The 14,785-nt window shown below is 69.0% G+C and carries 15 protein-coding genes and 2 pseudogenes; 6 read left to right on the top strand and 11 right to left on the bottom strand.

Features of this window, described 5'->3' with window-relative positions; translation table 11 throughout:
* Nucleotides 1-88 precede the first annotated feature (88 nt).
* Nucleotides 89-400: pseudogene (locus ASC56_RS31740) on the top strand (transposase); the annotation flags it as partial.
* A gap of 250 nt (nucleotides 401-650) precedes the next feature.
* Here the strand turns inward: ASC56_RS31740 and ASC56_RS31735 are convergent.
* From ASC56_RS31735 to ASC56_RS31705, 7 genes are all read right to left on the bottom strand, one after another.
* Nucleotides 651-1,208 carry an SUKH-4 family immunity protein gene (locus ASC56_RS31735; RefSeq protein ID WP_055495034.1) on the bottom strand — a complete coding sequence of 186 codons (558 nt, stop codon included), beginning with the start codon at nucleotides 1,206-1,208 and terminating at the stop codon, nucleotides 651-653.
* Entirely contained in the window at nucleotides 1,205-1,897 is a 693-nt protein-coding gene (locus ASC56_RS31730) for a transposase (RefSeq protein WP_079102831.1), read from the bottom strand. Before ASC56_RS31730 ends, ASC56_RS31735 begins: the two co-directional genes overlap by 4 nt.
* The gene (locus ASC56_RS31725; RefSeq protein ID WP_055495032.1) at nucleotides 1,822-2,385 is read right to left on the bottom strand and encodes a winged helix-turn-helix domain-containing protein; all 564 of its coding nucleotides are present in this window, start codon (nucleotides 2,383-2,385) and stop codon (nucleotides 1,822-1,824) included. Before ASC56_RS31725 ends, ASC56_RS31730 begins: the two co-directional genes overlap by 76 nt.
* Nucleotides 2,386-2,696: 311 nt before the next feature.
* Nucleotides 2,697-4,292 carry a cation acetate symporter gene (locus ASC56_RS31720; protein WP_055495031.1) on the bottom strand — a complete coding sequence of 532 codons (1,596 nt, stop codon included), beginning with the start codon at nucleotides 4,290-4,292 and terminating at the stop codon, nucleotides 2,697-2,699.
* Nucleotides 4,289-4,627 (bottom strand): DUF485 domain-containing protein, encoded by a 339-nt coding sequence (locus tag ASC56_RS31715; protein ID WP_055495030.1) that lies wholly within the window; start codon nucleotides 4,625-4,627, stop codon nucleotides 4,289-4,291. The genes ASC56_RS31720 and ASC56_RS31715 overlap by 4 nt, the downstream gene beginning before the upstream one ends.
* Before the next feature lie 398 nt (nucleotides 4,628-5,025).
* The gene (locus tag ASC56_RS31710; RefSeq protein ID WP_055495029.1) at nucleotides 5,026-6,216 is read right to left on the bottom strand and encodes a CdaR family transcriptional regulator; all 1,191 of its coding nucleotides are present in this window, start codon (nucleotides 6,214-6,216) and stop codon (nucleotides 5,026-5,028) included.
* A 982-nt stretch (nucleotides 6,217-7,198) separates the two neighbouring features.
* Nucleotides 7,199-7,672, bottom strand: coding sequence for a maleylpyruvate isomerase N-terminal domain-containing protein (locus ASC56_RS31705; protein WP_234377154.1), 474 nt, complete (start codon nucleotides 7,670-7,672; stop codon nucleotides 7,199-7,201).
* Between the two features lie 728 nt (nucleotides 7,673-8,400).
* Between ASC56_RS31705 and ppk2 the strand changes: the two genes are divergently transcribed.
* The 5 genes from ppk2 to ASC56_RS31685 all read left to right on the top strand — a co-directional run bounded on the left by ppk2 (nucleotide 8,401) and on the right by ASC56_RS31685 (nucleotide 12,641).
* Nucleotides 8,401-9,357, top strand: coding sequence for a polyphosphate kinase 2 (ppk2, locus tag ASC56_RS31700; RefSeq protein ID WP_055495028.1), 957 nt, complete (start codon nucleotides 8,401-8,403; stop codon nucleotides 9,355-9,357).
* 211 nt (nucleotides 9,358-9,568) lie between these two features.
* A complete protein-coding gene (locus tag ASC56_RS31695; protein WP_055495027.1) occupies nucleotides 9,569-9,790 on the top strand; it encodes a hypothetical protein in 222 nt (73 codons plus the stop codon).
* Between the two features lie 693 nt (nucleotides 9,791-10,483).
* Entirely contained in the window at nucleotides 10,484-10,945 is a 462-nt protein-coding gene (locus tag ASC56_RS40810) for a hypothetical protein (RefSeq protein WP_159039748.1), read from the top strand.
* 100 nt (nucleotides 10,946-11,045) lie between these two features.
* Entirely contained in the window at nucleotides 11,046-11,363 is a 318-nt protein-coding gene (locus tag ASC56_RS31690) for a hypothetical protein (protein ID WP_055495026.1), read from the top strand.
* A 165-nt stretch (nucleotides 11,364-11,528) separates the two neighbouring features.
* Nucleotides 11,529-12,641, top strand: a complete 1,113-nt coding sequence (locus ASC56_RS31685) for a D-alanyl-D-alanine carboxypeptidase (protein ID WP_079102829.1) — start codon at nucleotides 11,529-11,531, stop codon at nucleotides 12,639-12,641.
* On the opposite strand, the gene ASC56_RS31680 is transcribed toward ASC56_RS31685, so the two are convergent.
* From ASC56_RS31680 to ASC56_RS31670, 4 genes and pseudogenes are all read right to left on the bottom strand, one after another.
* Nucleotides 12,589-12,981, bottom strand: coding sequence for a hypothetical protein (locus tag ASC56_RS31680; RefSeq protein ID WP_234377152.1), 393 nt, complete (start codon nucleotides 12,979-12,981; stop codon nucleotides 12,589-12,591). The genes ASC56_RS31685 and ASC56_RS31680 overlap by 53 nt on opposite strands.
* Nucleotides 12,982-13,227: 246 nt before the next feature.
* A pseudogene (locus ASC56_RS42365) lies at nucleotides 13,228-13,347 on the bottom strand (transcriptional regulator); the annotation flags it as partial.
* Nucleotides 13,348-13,769: 422 nt separating this feature from the next.
* Entirely contained in the window at nucleotides 13,770-14,297 is a 528-nt protein-coding gene (locus ASC56_RS31675; protein ID WP_055495080.1) for an ATP/GTP-binding protein, read from the bottom strand.
* Nucleotides 14,298-14,346: 49 nt separating this feature from the next.
* Complete coding sequence (locus ASC56_RS31670; RefSeq protein WP_055495025.1) at nucleotides 14,347-14,784, bottom strand: DUF742 domain-containing protein; 438 nt, start codon at nucleotides 14,782-14,784, stop codon at nucleotides 14,347-14,349.
* Nucleotide 14,785 lies beyond the last annotated feature (1 nt).

Below are 14,785 nucleotides of genomic sequence, written 5' to 3'. Positions count from 1 at the left end.
GGCCCCGCCGGGAGCGGGGATCGGGCACCGCCTCCAGGAAGAACCGCAGGTCAGACATGTCGTCCGGATGGAGCGGACCCAACTTGGCCAAGACCGCATCCGCGCCGCCCGCGCCACCGGCCTGACCAAGCTGCCTCTCCACGACACCGCGCAGGACCGCATCTGGCTGGAGATCGTCCAGATCGCCCTCGACCTGCTGGCCTGGATGCCGATGCTCGCCCTGACCGGCCCCGCCCGGCTGTGGGAACCCAAGCGCCTGAGGCTGCGGCTGTTCTCCGCCGCAGCCCAACTCGTCACCACAGGCCGACGCCGCATCCTCCGCCTCGCCAAACACTGGCCCTGGACCGACGTGATCACCGAAGCCCTGCAACGGCTCGCTGCCCTGCCGAACCCTGGCTGACCAGTAGCTTCCCGTCCCTACGAACAGCACCACCCCGGCCGGAGACGTGGAACCCGGCGCCCACCCGACGCGACCGCCGGGCCACAGACCTGCCCCTGATCAGCCCGGACGACCGAAAAGACCCACCAGAGAAACCGACGGACCGTCACGAAAGATCGAGGTTAGGCCTCACGGTCCTGGAGACCCGCTCTGAGACTGGCGCCGCCGCCCACCGGTGGGTTCCGTGGCGGTGACGTGGGCTTCGGGCAGCTCAGATCTGCCAGGCGACGCGCTCGGACAACTGCTGCCAGTAGCCCAGCTCGTGGTCGATGGCGGCGGGGTCGAAGCCGCGCACCTCAGCGACCAGGTTGTTCATCGCCTCTTCGATCTCGTCAGGGGCGTTGAAGTCCGGATGGAGAGCTTCGGCGTCGCGGTGGAACGCGGCGAGGAAACGGGCGAACAGATCGATGCCACTGTTGACGAGGTTGATCGTGCCCTCCCCGTCGGCGCTGATCCAGACCACTCCCGTGGCGCCGTCGAGCAGGAACATGTCGCCCATGAACGAGCCGAGGACGACCCAGTCGCCGACCGGCTGGTCGGTGTAGTCGCTGAGGTCTGCCTGACGGCCCAGGGCGCTTTCCAGGCCGGACGCCAATTCCTCGTCGATGGTGTAGAAGAACTCCTCGAGGTCGGGCATGCCGACTTCCGTCAAGAAACGGGCCGTAGGGGCGTGGGTTACAGCCGGGTTGAGCCGGTCCGCCGGTACCGTGACCAGGTGGCCGGCGCCGAATTCCTTTTCCATCGCCTCGCGTGAGATGGCCAACGTCATGTGCTTTCCTCGGTGGTATGGTCGGCGGGATGGGCGCGCCGGTCAGCCCCTACTCCGGTTGAACTCGTGGAGTCCGATGGTCTGGGCGCGTCGTAGTCGATGATCAGGCCAGTCGGCGAGAGACAGGCGTCGATCAGGTGAGGCCGGTACCGGATCTTCTTCAGCTTCCGCTTGATCACACGCGTCAGGTGGGCCAAGTCGGCCGCAGCGAAGTCGGCCAGGTGTCGCTTGAGGAGCGACCAGATTCCCTCTGCCGGGTTCAACTCCGGAGCGTAGGAGGGCATCTGGACGATGCGTAACCAGTCCTGGTGCTCCTCGGCGAAGTCCGCCAGCTCCTTGACCAGGTGCACGTTCAGATTGTCCCAGCACCACACCACCGGGGTGCCGAGCTGCACATGGGTCATGACGATCAGATCACGGTACTGACGCCAGGAGAACGCCTTCGGCTCGCCCCGGCGACCGTGCCAGATGTGCAGCTTGAAGAAGAAACGGGACCGGTGCCCGGCGCGGTAGCAGACCACTCCGGCGACGCTGACCCGGCCGCGGTTGCGACCGCGTACCCGCACCACCGGCCGCTGTCCGCGTGGGGCCCAGGTGCGCCCCCGTGGCGGCCTCAGCCCCTGGCCAGCCTCGTCCTCGAAGCAGATGTGGGCGCCCAGGTGGGCCGCGGCCCTTTTACCTGCGGCCACACCTCCCTCTTCCACACCTCGATCGCCTCCTCGTCCCGCTCCAAGGACCGCCGCACGGGAACCTGACAGCTCCAGCCGTGCCGGCGCAGCAGCTTCCACACGCCCTGGATGGTGTAGCCGACGTGGAACATCCGGCCGATCAGCAGCTTGACCCGCTTCAGCGTCCAGCCCTGAAACTCGTCGTCAAAGCCGTGCGCGAGCGGACCACGCCGTAACTCCCGCTCCAGCCGCTCCCACTGCGCAGCACTCAACCGCTCCACCGACGCTGGCCCCGCCGAGCGCAACGCCTCCGCACCGCCCTGCTCCCACGCCCGCCGCCAACGCCGCACCGACCGCGCCGTCACCCGCAGATCCCGCGCGACGGCCTCGGTCTTCTCCCCACGAGCGAACCGGTCGGCCGCCTCCAGGCGCACCCGCTCCCGCTTCTCCTGTTCCCTGGGCGCCAGTCCGCCCCCATGCGCATACCGCCTGACGACGTCGTACCGCAACGATCAAGAACCGTCACGACCGAGGGACTCCACGAGTTCAACCTGAGTAGCCAGCTGTGGCCGAGGACGGTGGTTGGCACATGACGTGCGCTAGTTGGCGGATCTGGATGCGTCGCCGTCGCCGGATGCGCTCACCTGCGACGACGTTCTCGTGCTCGGGTTCGGCGATGGCGTGAACCGCCGACTATGGTCCTCAAGATTCGCCGACTATCGTTCTCTGAACGCCCGTGACCTGCACGGATATACACGTGTACCGTCAACTACCGTCCTCGGTCACACCGTGGACCGGGTGTGATCAGCCCGGTCGGCGTTCACTCCCTGCCCACTCCGGTCAGTGTGCGGAGCTCGGCCTCCTCGTCGCGGCGGGCATCCGGCCCGGTGCGGTGCCGGGCACTGCCGAACCAGCCCAGTACGAAGCCGAGGGGGATCGTGACGGGCCCGGGCATCCGCAGCGGAAACCAGGCGAAGTCCCGGTGCGGGAAGAGCGATTCGGGTGTGCCCGAGACGAGCGGGGAGAACAGGGTCAGGGCCGTGACGACGGCGATGCCGCCGTACAGGCACCACAGCATCCCGCGCTCGGTGTAGCGGTTCCAGAACAGGGTGTGGACGAGCACCGGCAGCACCACGGAGGCCGCGAGGGTCAGTGCCAGGTAGATGAGCGACAACAGGTTCCAGTCCCTCGACCACACCGCGAGAAGGATCGCAAGTGCTCCGACCACGGCTGTCGCGCCGCGGGCGAGCACCACTTCGCGCTTGGGTGACACGCGTCCGCGCAGCAGCGCTTGGGTGAGGACGTCGTGAGCGACCGAAGACGCCGCGGCCAGGAGCAGACCCGTGACGGCGGCCAGCGCGGTGGCGAAGACCGCGCAGCCCATGGCGGCGACCAGCACGCCCGAACCGTCGCCGAGCGCCCGGGAGAGCAGCAGCACGCTGGTCGTCCCGTTCGGGTCCGAGGCGCCGATCGTCGCCGAGCCCACGACGGCGGCGGCGCCGAGTCCCAGCACAACGGCCGCTGCGCAGAAGACGCCGGTCAGGCTCACGGCCCAGCGCATGGACACGCGGGCCGCCCTGGCGCTGCGGGCGCCGTACAGCCGCATGGTGACGTGCGGCATGGTCGCGGCGCCGAGGACGATGGTGAGCTGGAAGCCGAGGAAGTCGAGTCGACCGGTGGACGAGTCGCCGAACTCGAGGCCGGGACGGAGATAACCGTCGCCCCTGCCGCTGCCTGCCACCGCCGCGTCGAGGAGCCTGCCGGGGTTCCACCCGAATCGGTTCAGGACGATGAAGGTCACCACCGTCACGGTGGCGAACAGCACCACGGTCTTCACCATCTGCACCGCGGCCGTGCCCCTCATCCCGCCGAGCGCCGCGTAGCAGACCATGAGCACGCCGATGATGACGGTGCACAGGGGCTTCGCCTCGTTGCCGGTGAACCCGAGCAGGAACGTCACCATCGCGCCGGCACCGGAGAGCTGCACCGTCAGATAGGGCAGGGTGACCGCGAGGGTGACGACGCCGACCGCGATCCGCGCCCGGCGGCCGGTCAGCCGGCCGGCGATGGCGTCGCCCATGGTGTAGCGACCGGAGTTGCGCAGGGGTTCGGCGAGGAGGATCGCCGTCAGCAGCAGTGACATCACGGTGGCGCATGCCACCAGCATGCCGTCATAGCCGGCCAGCGCGATGACGCCGGTGGTGCTGAGCACCGTGGCCGCGGAAATGTAGTCGCCCGCGATGGCCAGCCCGTTCTGAAAGGACGTCAGTGCGCCGGTGCCGCTGTTGCCGGTGTAGAACTCGGCCGGATCGTCCTTCTCGGGGCCGGCCAGCACGCACAGCAGCAGGCACAGGGCGACGAAGACCATGAAGACCACGAGGGTGGTGGCCGGCGAGGCGGAGGACGGGTCGCTCATGCCGTCGCTCCCTTCGTCGCGGCGCGGCGCCGTTCCGCGAGATAGCACCGGAGCCGGTCGGCGAGCGGATCGATGCGCTGTCTCGTATGCCGGGCGTGCCGGACGAGGACGGTGGCGACGAGACCCATCTCCCCGAGGCCGAGAGCCATCCCGAGGGTCAAGTGGCCCGTTGTCCGCGCTCCGATCAGGGAGGGGGCGAGGCAGGACAGCGCCGCGTACGACAGATGGCCGCCGAGTACGAGTCCGACGGTGCTGCGCCGCAGTGAGCGGTGCGCCCGGCGCAGCGCCGCCGCGTCGGCCCGTACGTATGCCAGGGGGTCGCCCGTGACGGTCACGGGGGGACCGGCCCGGTGGCTACGCGGAATCCAGGGCTCTTGAAGGTCGTCCGATGCTGTCACGAGCTGCCTTTCCGGATGCGCTGATCAGGGGGCGAGGCGAGGGCCTGCGCGAGGGTGGGCACGGAGCTGTTTTCTGTGTACCGCGGCCAACCCGTTGCCGTGGGCGAACATCCTGACCGCCGGTCGCGGGCCCACCCATGGACCGGCGAACAACGCTGGGCCGGCATGACTGTTCCGTGTGACAAAGCCCGTTCGGGGCTGCCGGCGGTACCGCGGGCAGCTGGCATCGACGGTCCGGCGCACCGCATTGACAGCGGGGGCCACCCGGAACGCACCGCGGGCGCCCGGGGATCCCGCGAGCACCGGGGGCTCCGGCGAGCACCCGAAGGGCGGGCCTATCGCAGGCCGAGGACGACCCGGGCGGTCTGCAGCGCGGTGGCCAGGTCCGCGACGTCCTGGGGGTTGTGCAGTGACCGTCCGGTGAGTGTCTCCAGTCGGCGGAGCCGGTAGCGCACGGTGTTGGGGTGGCAGTACATGGCCTGCGCGGTGTCCGCGGCCGAGCCCCCCGCGGTGAACCATGCGTCGAGCGTGCTGATGAGCAGCGAGCAGTCCTCGGCGGGCAGTTCGCGCAGGGGGCCGAGGATCGTCGAGACGACCCGCTCGGCCTCCGCGGGCGCCGCCGCGACGAGTACCGCGAGCGGCGCGGTGTCCTCGAACCGCGCGAGCCCGGCCTCACCGGCGGGCAGTGTCCCCCGGGCGAGGCGGGCGAACTGCAGGGCCTGCGGAGTTTCCCGCAGTGAGGTGAACGGCCGGCTGACGCCGATGCGCGAGACCGCTTGCCGGCCCAGTACCTGCAGAGCCCGTTCCCGCATCCGCACACTGCGCGAGCACACCACGCCGATCTGCTCGTGGGGCAGCAGCCGCCAGGCCGACCTGACCGCCTCCGCCTCGAGCCGCGATTCGATGTCGGCAAGGGCCTGGCGCCCGATCGCGGGAGTCTCCGCGGCCACCACGACGAAGTCGCCCTCCAGCGGCAGCCGCAGGATCTCGGCGGTCTCCCAGAGGGTGCGTTGCCCGTCGATGAAACCGGCGAACAGCGCCTCGACGAGGACGGAACGCTCGTGCTCACGCTGCAGCATCAGTTGGGCGGAGGCCTCGCGGTAGCCGCTCACCATCGTGTCCGCGTACTCACCGCTCATCCGCCAGATGTCGGCTGCGAGGTCGACCAGTTGGGAGTCGCCGAGCCGGCTGCCGGCGCGGGCGAGGGCGACCAGTTCCTCCCAGAAGCAGCCGAAGCCGATTCTGTAGGCGCTGAGTACTTCGGGGAGCGGGGCGCCCTGCAGGGCCCGTTCCCGGCCGGTCGTCCGTGGCGCCTGAAGGGCGGCGGCGAGACCGCCGCCCGCGAACTGCTGCAGGACCCGCATGACGTTGTCGTGGACCGACTGCCGCAGCGCGTCACGCGACACCGAGCCCCCGGCCAGGTAGAAGCCGACTTCGGCCCGGATGCGGTCGACGATCGTGTCGGTGAGCCGATCCGCCCCGGCGAACAGGGAGTCGACGACCGCGGGATCGAGCTCTGCGTGCACGTCGGCACTCTAGTGCGGCCCCTTCCCGCCGAACAGAGAGCCCGGCAGGCATGCGTCCGGCCACCCGAGCGCTTCGTCGCACAGTTGCTTCCTCGCGCAGCGCTTCGTCGCACCAGCTCTCCCCCTCACCGTGACCGGGTCTCACCGACCTCCTGGAGAAGGCGCCTCGCGCGAGCTCATGTACAGGAGCGGTCCTTCTGATCGGTAGTTGGTGGCCTGGCCTGCACTGATCAGTTTGTGGTGCGTCGGTGGGCGGGGGATTGCAGTGTGCCGGTAGCTGCAGTGATTGCGGACGCTGTGCTGGACCAGGAGCCTGGCCTGCGGCATCGTCAGTTAGCTGGTTCGGCGATCAGGTCGTGTCATCTGCGTTGCGCAAGGTTCAGGTTCAGTGATCCTTCGTATGCAGCGGCGCTGGATGAGCCAGACGCCCGGGTATCCGTCGCGGGAGTCGGTGTTGGCCGCGTTGCCTGCAACGGTGGTGCGCGAGGGGCCTTTCGCGCTGCGGGCCGGGCTGCCGGTCCGGTGGCGCGCAGCAGGACGGCTCGGTGCCGAGGGGGCCCAAGGGGCGGCGTTCTGGGCCTTCCTGCATTGGTGGGTCGATAAGGACATCGGTGATCACCCGACACGGGAGCCCCCTGTCACACGGCAGCAGGGGGCTCCGCCCCGCGTTCTGCAGCGGCGAGGCGGCGGCCTGGAGAGGGCCGCGGGCGTGAGGAATCGGCACGATTGGCGTCATGGTCAGCCGGAAGTGCACGAGGTCGGCCGCCGGACGGTCTTCAGCCGAACAGTGGGAACCGTTCCGCCGCTGCGCCCAGCCTGGCGCGTTCCGCGGCCCTGAGCCCGATCCGTCCGGTGCCCACGCGTGCGTGGTGTTCGTCCGTCCATTGCGGTGGGGCCGGCTGGCCGAGCAGACCGTCGAGCGTTGCACGCACCGCGGCCAGGCCCTCAGGCGCTGGTCCCGGTAGGTGCGGGAGCTTCACAGTCATATCCAGGTGGTGGATGGTGGCTCCACCGCAAGGGTGGTCAGAAGGTCTCTGGCCGTCAGCACGTGTCCCTGTGTACGGACGTGCTGTGCCGGGTCCGCCGCCTCCGCCGCGTGCACGGTCGCTGCCAAGGTCTCCAGATACAGGCCCTGCAGCTGGCCGAAGTCGAGGAACATGCTGGCGTTCACCCGTACCCAGCGTCGACCGTTCGCCGCCCCCGTGGTGTCTGGCCGCCAGTCCTGCCAGTACGTCACCGCGTCCCGGTCTGTCGGCTCCGACGCGAACGTGTGCAGAGCCACCAGAGCCCGCTGGGCGTCCTGCAGGCAATGGAAGACAAGGTCGCGGACCGCCCAGCCGATGCACCCGGTCGGCTGCCACGACTCTTGATCTCCCAGGCTGGCGACGGCGACTGATGCTGCCTCGTAGGCCGACCGCAGCGCCTTGACCGGGCCGACGACATGTCCTGTGCTCATACGTCCCTGTCCTCGTGCGACCTGTAGGAAGAACCTTTCAAAGCGTTGTGCGGCCGATCACTTTTCCGATCGTGTGCACCTGCTCGACTCTGCTCGGTACCCGGCTCGGTCGTGATGCGTTTGAGACCTGGACCCCCGTCATCGGGGGCAAAGAAGCCCGATCGCCCGGCCCAGCCGTCGGCCATGGCTGGGCGGTGATCGGCGATTACCCCGACACCCCTCACCGACGCCATCGCGCACCTGCACCGCACCTGCCCCCGCTGCTGTCGCGCCGGGCCGCGCACAGCCGGCAGCCGAATGCCACCGGCCCCCACTCGCTGCACCCTGCCCGCCACTTCGCCCGCCCCTGACCGTTGCCGTCGCGGCCGGCCAGTGCCACCGGCCCGGCCGCCCAGGACGGCAACGCCCGTGCCAGATGCCCCATCGGCACACGGCACCAGGCGGCCGGGGTCACCGTGCTGCCGAAGAGGTGGTGGAGCGCACGTTCGCGTGGTGATGCATTCACGCCGACTGGCCCGCGGCTACGAGACGCGCACCGATACCGGCATCCTCCTGGCCGGTGCGGTATTCGGTGAAGGGCAGTGCTGTTCGGCGCGACGGCCCTGGGGCGGTGACCGCTCTCGCGGTGGTCGGTGTTGTCCATCGCGGCGCCACCAATGGGCGGGGTCGGACGGGGTACTCGTGTCTCCCCTGTGACCGACCGCGAGAGCCGAACGGAATGCCAGTTGATGAACGCGCAAGACGCCGGGAAGCTGCTCGATGGACTGACTGTGGACGCCAGTCGGCGGGAGCAGCCGATCGTGCTGGACGCGGAGGGGCGCCCCATCCGGACGTGGCGAGAGAACTACCCCTACGAACGGAAGGTGGGACGCCAGGAGTACGAGCGTGCCAAGCGCGTGCTGCAGATCGAGCTGCTCAAGCTCCAGCGCTGGGTCAAGGACACCGGCACGCGCGTTGTCGTCGTGTGCGAGGGACGTGACGCGGCGGGCAAGGGCGGCACGATCCAACGGCTCACCGAGCGGCTCAACCCGCGCGGCGCACGCGTGGTCGCCTTGGACAAGCCCACCGAACGTGAAGCGGGCCAGTGGTACTTCCAGCGGTACGTCGCGCAGTTGCCGACGGCCGGGGAGATCGTGTTCTTCGACCGCTCCTGGTACAACCGGGCCGGTGTGGAGCGCGTGATGGGCTTCTGCTCCCAGGAGGAGTACGAGCTGTTCCTCGACCAGTGCCCGACCTTCGAGCGGATGCTGGTCGACAGCGGCACCGTGCTGGTGAAGTTCTGGTTCTCGGTGTCCCGTTCCGAGCAGCGCACACGCTTCGCGATCCGGCAGGTCGACCCGGTGCGCCAATGGAAGCTCTCGCCCACCGACCTGGCGTCCTTGGACCTCTGGGACGCCTACACCGAGGCGAAGGTCGGCATGTTCCGCGCCACGGACACCTCCCACGCCCCCTGGACCGTCGTCAAGAGCAACGACAAGCGGCGGGCCCGACTGGAGACCATGCGAAGTCTGTTGTCGCGCATCGACTACGCTAGCAAGGACCACGAGGCGGTGGGCACACCCGACCCGCTCATCGTCGGCGCTGCCGACACCCTTCTGGAGCCCGGTGAGGAGGACACCACGCTCACGCCCACGCCGCTCTCACCCGGTCTCGGCGTCCCCGGCAAGCACCCCGGCAGCGCCTGACCCTCACCCGTCCAGGGCCCGTCCGACACGGCAGGCCCTGACGACTCTCGGCCAAGGCCAGCGGCGTTCATGCTCCGTAAGGTCTGCGCACGCAGTGCCCTCACCGCCGCCGCCGCTCGCGTCCTGCCCACCGCCCGCGCCGTCACCCCGCTCAAGTCGGCGTGGGAAAGTGGCTGGCCCGGCAGCGGATCTTCTTGTAGGTCAGGACCGTGTGGCGTGGTCGCTGGGCAGGGACTGCACACCGAGTTGTTGCACGCTCGTCGGCGCTCATGGCGCCGCCCTCTCGCTCCGCAACACGGCAACTGCCCCCGACGGACGCAGGCTCGACGAACACCTCGCGACCGTGCTGGCCACCCAATGCGGCCGCATCACCGCTATCGACAGCTACCTGTCGGACGTCGAAGGCATGAGCGCCTTCTTCAGCGAGCCCTGAGCTCGTCAACGCCGTCGGCCGCAGTGTGACCGACGGCGATATTCCATAGCCGGCCTATGGCTTGAGTTTCGCTGGCCTGACATGCTGTGCCTTGTGGGGACGGAAACGATCTGGCAGACCGTGTCGCGCTGGTTTCGCAGAAAAACGGGAGCCTACGGTTTGCGTATAGCAGACCGACAGGTTGAACTACTCAGGCGGGACATTCAGGTACTCTTCGGGCTCAGTAGTCGGCCTCCGGCGCGTGTGTGTTTGGGGCTGCGCCGCTTTCTCGTCAGTCGCCGCCCCGCTATGGCTGGCCGCCTTATCGCTGCACTGGCCTTCTCGGAGATTGCAATGGGCCTGGATCGTGGCGTGGTGTCCGCGGCGGCTTCCCGTGCGCCCAGCCACACAACGGGCGCCTCGGCGGAGTCCGGTCTCCCCCCGGCGATTCTGCAAGGGCCGATAGTTCTGGCAGTTCTCGCGCTGATGGCCGCATTGATCGCCGCATTGGTAGTCATGTTCGCTGCGCCTGTGGTGGCCTTCGTCGTGGTGTGGCGAGGATCAGCATCTACTCCCTGGCGATCGGGCCGGTGGGTCACTCGTTACCGTTTGGTCCACAACGCTGCCCTGACCCTCCGCGCCTGTACGGCGGCCTCGACAGCGTCGGCGGACGACCAGCCGCGGCGGCTGCGTGAGGTGGCCCGTCGTCTGGCTGTGACCTCCAGACTGATCGCGAGGTCCTACCGCGACGCGGGCAGCGTCCGGTGGCCCTCTCACCGTAGGAAAGCGCTGCGGCGCCACACGGGCCTGGTCATCGCCAAACTACGTGTCCTAGAGAGCCGTCTGGACACGGACTGCGACGCGGCGCTGCGGGAACTGGCAGCAACCCTGATCGCCGTGTGCGATCGATACGTGCACGGGCGGGTCGGCGCACTTCTAGACGAGGAGGCGCTGACCGGCCTGGAACCGGTAAGGGACTGGGAATGGCTACGACTGATAGCGGCACTGCTGGCCTGTACCGGTGCCGCCGCGGGCGCCTCCTTCCTTCCCATACCGGATGCCGGGCAGCCCTACGCGATCGGAGGAACTGCAGCTGCCGCATTCATGCTCGCCTACACCGATCAACCAGCCAGGGCGTTGGAGCTGTGGGACCGTATCGGCAGAACTGGAGCCTGACCCGCTGTGCCGTGCGCTGTGTGCGGTGAGCACCTGTGCTCTTCGGAGCCGGAGACAGAAAGGCACCCGGGCGGCCGCACCACGCCAGCTCCGGGAACTCGTGAGCCTCTACAACGCCTCCGTCGGCGCACACAGCCATACCACCGGCAGCGCGACCGCCCGCGAGATCCTGCTCCTCACCTCCAACCTGCAGTTCCCATGCAGCAGCGCCGCGGCACTTCCGCCCCTGACCGACTTCGCCGAACAGCGCAGACTGCGGCCGCCCCGGGCCCCCGGCTCCGCACGGGCAACCGGAAGAAGCGACGCTCCGAGGTCCTATTCCCAGCCGGGCGTGATGTGGTTCGGCGAGCTCGTCCCGTATGCCTATGAGCTCACTGTGTACACGACCTGGTCCTGGGGGGCGATCTGGCGCAAGTAGTTCACGCACTCGGAGTTCTCGTCAGTGTGGGACAGCGAGCTGCAGCGGCGCGCCGTGCTCGAGTGGCAGGGCACCGCTGTCCATCTCCAGCACGAGCGGGCCTGCCGGTCGCGGGACCCCCACAGCAAAGAGTTATTTAGCAGGAAAGTTCAGATAGCATCCTATATGTCGGTTCCTGGGTCTGAAGGGAGCGAAGTGATGGGCGTGGCGACCGTCCCGGCGACTACGCCTCCGGCCCGTATGTCGAGGGTGGGTGGGGAGCGGCTCGGGGAGCCTGGCACCCAGGTTGACCCGGCTGCAGGGGTGCCGGTCCTGCCCGAGGACATCACTGCCCGTTCCTGGGTCGTCTCCGACGCCGAGTCGGGCAAGGTGCTGGCGGCGCACAACGCGCACTGGCGGCTGCCCCCGGCGAGCACGCTGAAGATGCTGTTCGCGGACACGGTGCTGCCCCGGTTCTCCAAGGAGATCCGACACAAGGTGGTGGCGTCCGACCTGGCGGGCATGGGGGTCGGCTCCAGCGTGGTCGGTATGAGGGAGGGCCACACCTACACCGTCCACGAACTGTGGCTTGGTGTCTTCCTGCGCTCGGGCAACGACGCGGTGCGCGCGCTGGCCGCGATGAACGGCGGAGTGGCGCGGACCCTGAAGGAGATGCAGGACCACGCCGACGAGTTGCAGGCCCTGGACACCCACGTGGTCAGCCCCGACGGCTACGACGAGCCGGGGCAGGTGTCGTCGGCGTACGATCTGACGCTGTTTGCCCGCTCCGGGCTGCAGAAGAAGGAGTTCCGCGACTACTGCTCGACGGTGCGTGCCCGGTTCGAGTCCGGGGTGATCCAGAACACCAACAGGCTGCTGAGCGGCGACACCGACGTCCCGGTGTATCCGGGCATCGCGGGCGTGAAGAACGGCAACACCACCAAGGCCGGTGCCACTTTCACCGGCGTCGCCAAGCGGAACGGCAAGGTGCTGTTGGTCACCGTGATGAACCCGGCCAAGCAGGAGCACAACGAGGTCTACAAGGAGGCCGCGAAGCTGTTCGACTGGGGCTTCCGTGCGGACGGAAGGGTCAATCCGGTGGGCGAGCTGGTCGCGCCGAAGGACGCCGCCCGGGCCGGCACCCGACCCAGCACCTCCGGCCATGAGGCGCAAGGGACCGGCGGCTGGACCGCCGCGGGAATCGCGGGCGGGCTGCTGGTGCTGCTCTCGGGCGGGGCGTTCCTGATCAACCGCCGTTGGCCGCTGCCAGATCTGATGCGTCGTCGCAACCGCTCCTGACGTCCTCCACTTGCACCTCCTTCCAGTGGAGGTAACGCACGCTGGCCGCCTCGTCGGCGGACAGGAGTGCCCTGGTCCAGGTGACCTCAGGGGGGAAGTTCTCGAACAGGTCGCGGTTCTCGCCGTACCCGCGCGTCGCAGCGAGCAGAGCACGACGTGCGAAGTTCGCCCCAGCGTCGGAGAGGTCTGGATGCGTCAGCAACTGCTCGGCCTGCCCGGCTGCCGCCAGGTGGGACCGGAGGTTCTGGCCGAACCTCTGGCTGGACAGCTCGCCGCTCAAGAAGCAGGCGACCATCTCGTCCTCACTGCTCATGCCCAGTACCTGCACGACCGTCAGCATAGGGTCGACCTCGTTCGCCTGGCGGCGCCCGGGCAATCCGTCGCTCCGCGCCACCAGCCCACCTGACACAAGCCAGCGGTCGAACCGGGTAAAGCGGTTCAGAACGTCCTCTCATCACGTACGCTGTCGCTCGTCGCATGAAACCCGGTGTCCACTCCCGAGGTTGAGCCTCAGGAGACTCCAGCCCCCTGCCGGTGACCACAGTGAAGGCCCCGAGACCGGGGCCCTCGACGTGTTGAGCAGGTGCTCACTCAGGGCCCACATGATGTGCAGCCGGGCTGCCGAGGCAAGAAGCCCGAACGCGGCGGCCGCCTCGGCCAGTACCTCCGCAGACGGGTCCCGGAAGCCACCGACGTTCCCCGCCACAGTCCTCTCCCCTCCCGCCCGCACCACCGCAGATGCCCGTGCGCCCGCCCAGGTAGGCGCTCGCGCACCACCGGCCCGGCCGCCCGCCTGCACCACGGACCAGGGGCGAGGGAAGGGGGGAACGGTCAGTCCTCGTGGCACTTGTTGACGACCACTTCCGGCTCGTCGTCATCGAACACCTCGTTCAGCAGCGCGCCGCCGACCAGGCCCGCCGCACCGGCGCCGATGAGCGCGCCCGCACCGAAGCGGCGCCCGCCCTGCTGCTGATGGTGGTCGTGGTGGTCTCCGTACGGCGGCTACGGCGCCGTACGACGCGGTCGCCGCTGGGTGCGGCGGGCGCAGCGGGCAGGCCAGCACGTGCCGCGGTGGAGACGGCCGTCACCGTCGCCGCCGCCGACCACCTGCGGACGGGCGTGTACCGCCTATGCTTCCGCCCGCTTCAGCGCATGGTCGAGTACCACCAGCAGTGCGTCGAGCACCGAGCCCCGTTCTCGGGCGTCGAAGACGAACAGCGGGACGTGGTCGCTGACGTCCAGCGCCCAGCGCACCTCGTCAAGCTCGTGCGCGACCTCGCCGTCAAAGGCGTTGACGGCCACCGCGAACGGGATGTCCCGGTGCTCGAAGTAGTCGACCGCGGCGAAGCAGTCGTCGAGGCGGCGGGTGTCGACGATCACCAATCCGCCCAGGGCGCCCTCCACCAGGTAGTCCCACATGAAGCCGAAACGCTCCTGGCCCGGCGTCCCGAACAGGTACAGCTTCAGGGTCGGATCGAGGGTGATGCAGCCGAAGTCCATGGCGACCGTGGTGGTGGTCTTGTGAGGGGTGTGGCTGAGATCGTCCACGCCCGCCGCGACCTCGGTGATCGACGCCTCGGTGGTGAGCGGTTCGATCTCCGAGACTGACGCCACCGTCGTGGTCTTGCCGACGCCGAACCCGCCCGCGATCACCATCTTCACGGGAAGGGGCGGCCGTTCGGTCTCGTGTGGGACGCACGGTGCGTCAATCCCGTTGGCTGTCACGGTGTATCCCTTCGGATTCGGCGACGCCACGGAGACCATCGATCACCCTTCGCAGAACGGAGACGTCGCGGGAGGCATCGGCACTGGGCACGTATACGGCGAGGAGCGCATGGGCGCGCAGGTCGGCCGCGAGCACACGGACGACGTTCAGATGCAGGTGCAGCTTCGCGGCGACCTCGGCCAGCGACTGCGGCCGCCGGCATACGGCGACGATGTCGCGGTGTTCGAAGGCCAGGGTTTCGAGGGTGGCCAAGCCCAACGAGGTGGTCACGACCTGGGTCTCGATGGGGAGCGGCGCTACCGCGTCGCTGCCCGCAACCCTTCCCGCGGTCAGCAGGAACGGCCGGATCGCCGAAGGGCGGCCGGCGGATCCCGAACCGCCGGAGCCCGGGTGGTGCTGACCACCCTCGGACGCCATT

This window comes from Streptomyces sp. TP-A0356 (assembly GCF_001417775.1).
Lineage (GTDB): Bacteria > Actinomycetota > Actinomycetes > Streptomycetales > Streptomycetaceae > Streptomyces.
Note: the sequence above shows the minus strand (reverse complement) of the source record. Positions and strands in the feature narration are given on the sequence as shown.

Excerpts from the sequence above, each read along its gene's own strand:
- ASC56_RS31675 (WP_055495080.1), bottom strand. The coding sequence starts at position 14,297 with ATGGTGATCGCGGGCGGGTTCGGCGTCGGCAAGACCACGACGGTGGCG.
- ASC56_RS31670 (WP_055495025.1), bottom strand. The coding sequence starts at position 14,784 with ATGGCGTCCGAGGGTGGTCAGCACCACCCGGGCTCCGGCGGTTCGGGA.
- ASC56_RS31680 (WP_234377152.1), bottom strand. The coding sequence starts at position 12,981 with ATGCTGACGGTCGTGCAGGTACTGGGCATGAGCAGTGAGGACGAGATG.
- ASC56_RS31720 (WP_055495031.1), bottom strand. The coding sequence starts at position 4,292 with ATGAGCGACCCGTCCTCCGCCTCGCCGGCCACCACCCTCGTGGTCTTC.
- ppk2 (WP_055495028.1), top strand. The coding sequence starts at position 8,401 with ATGAACGCGCAAGACGCCGGGAAGCTGCTCGATGGACTGACTGTGGAC.
- ASC56_RS31705 (WP_234377154.1), bottom strand. The coding sequence starts at position 7,672 with ATGAGCACAGGACATGTCGTCGGCCCGGTCAAGGCGCTGCGGTCGGCC.
- ASC56_RS31735 (WP_055495034.1), bottom strand. The coding sequence starts at position 1,208 with ATGACGTTGGCCATCTCACGCGAGGCGATGGAAAAGGAATTCGGCGCC.
- ASC56_RS31685 (WP_079102829.1), top strand. The coding sequence starts at position 11,529 with ATGTCGGTTCCTGGGTCTGAAGGGAGCGAAGTGATGGGCGTGGCGACC.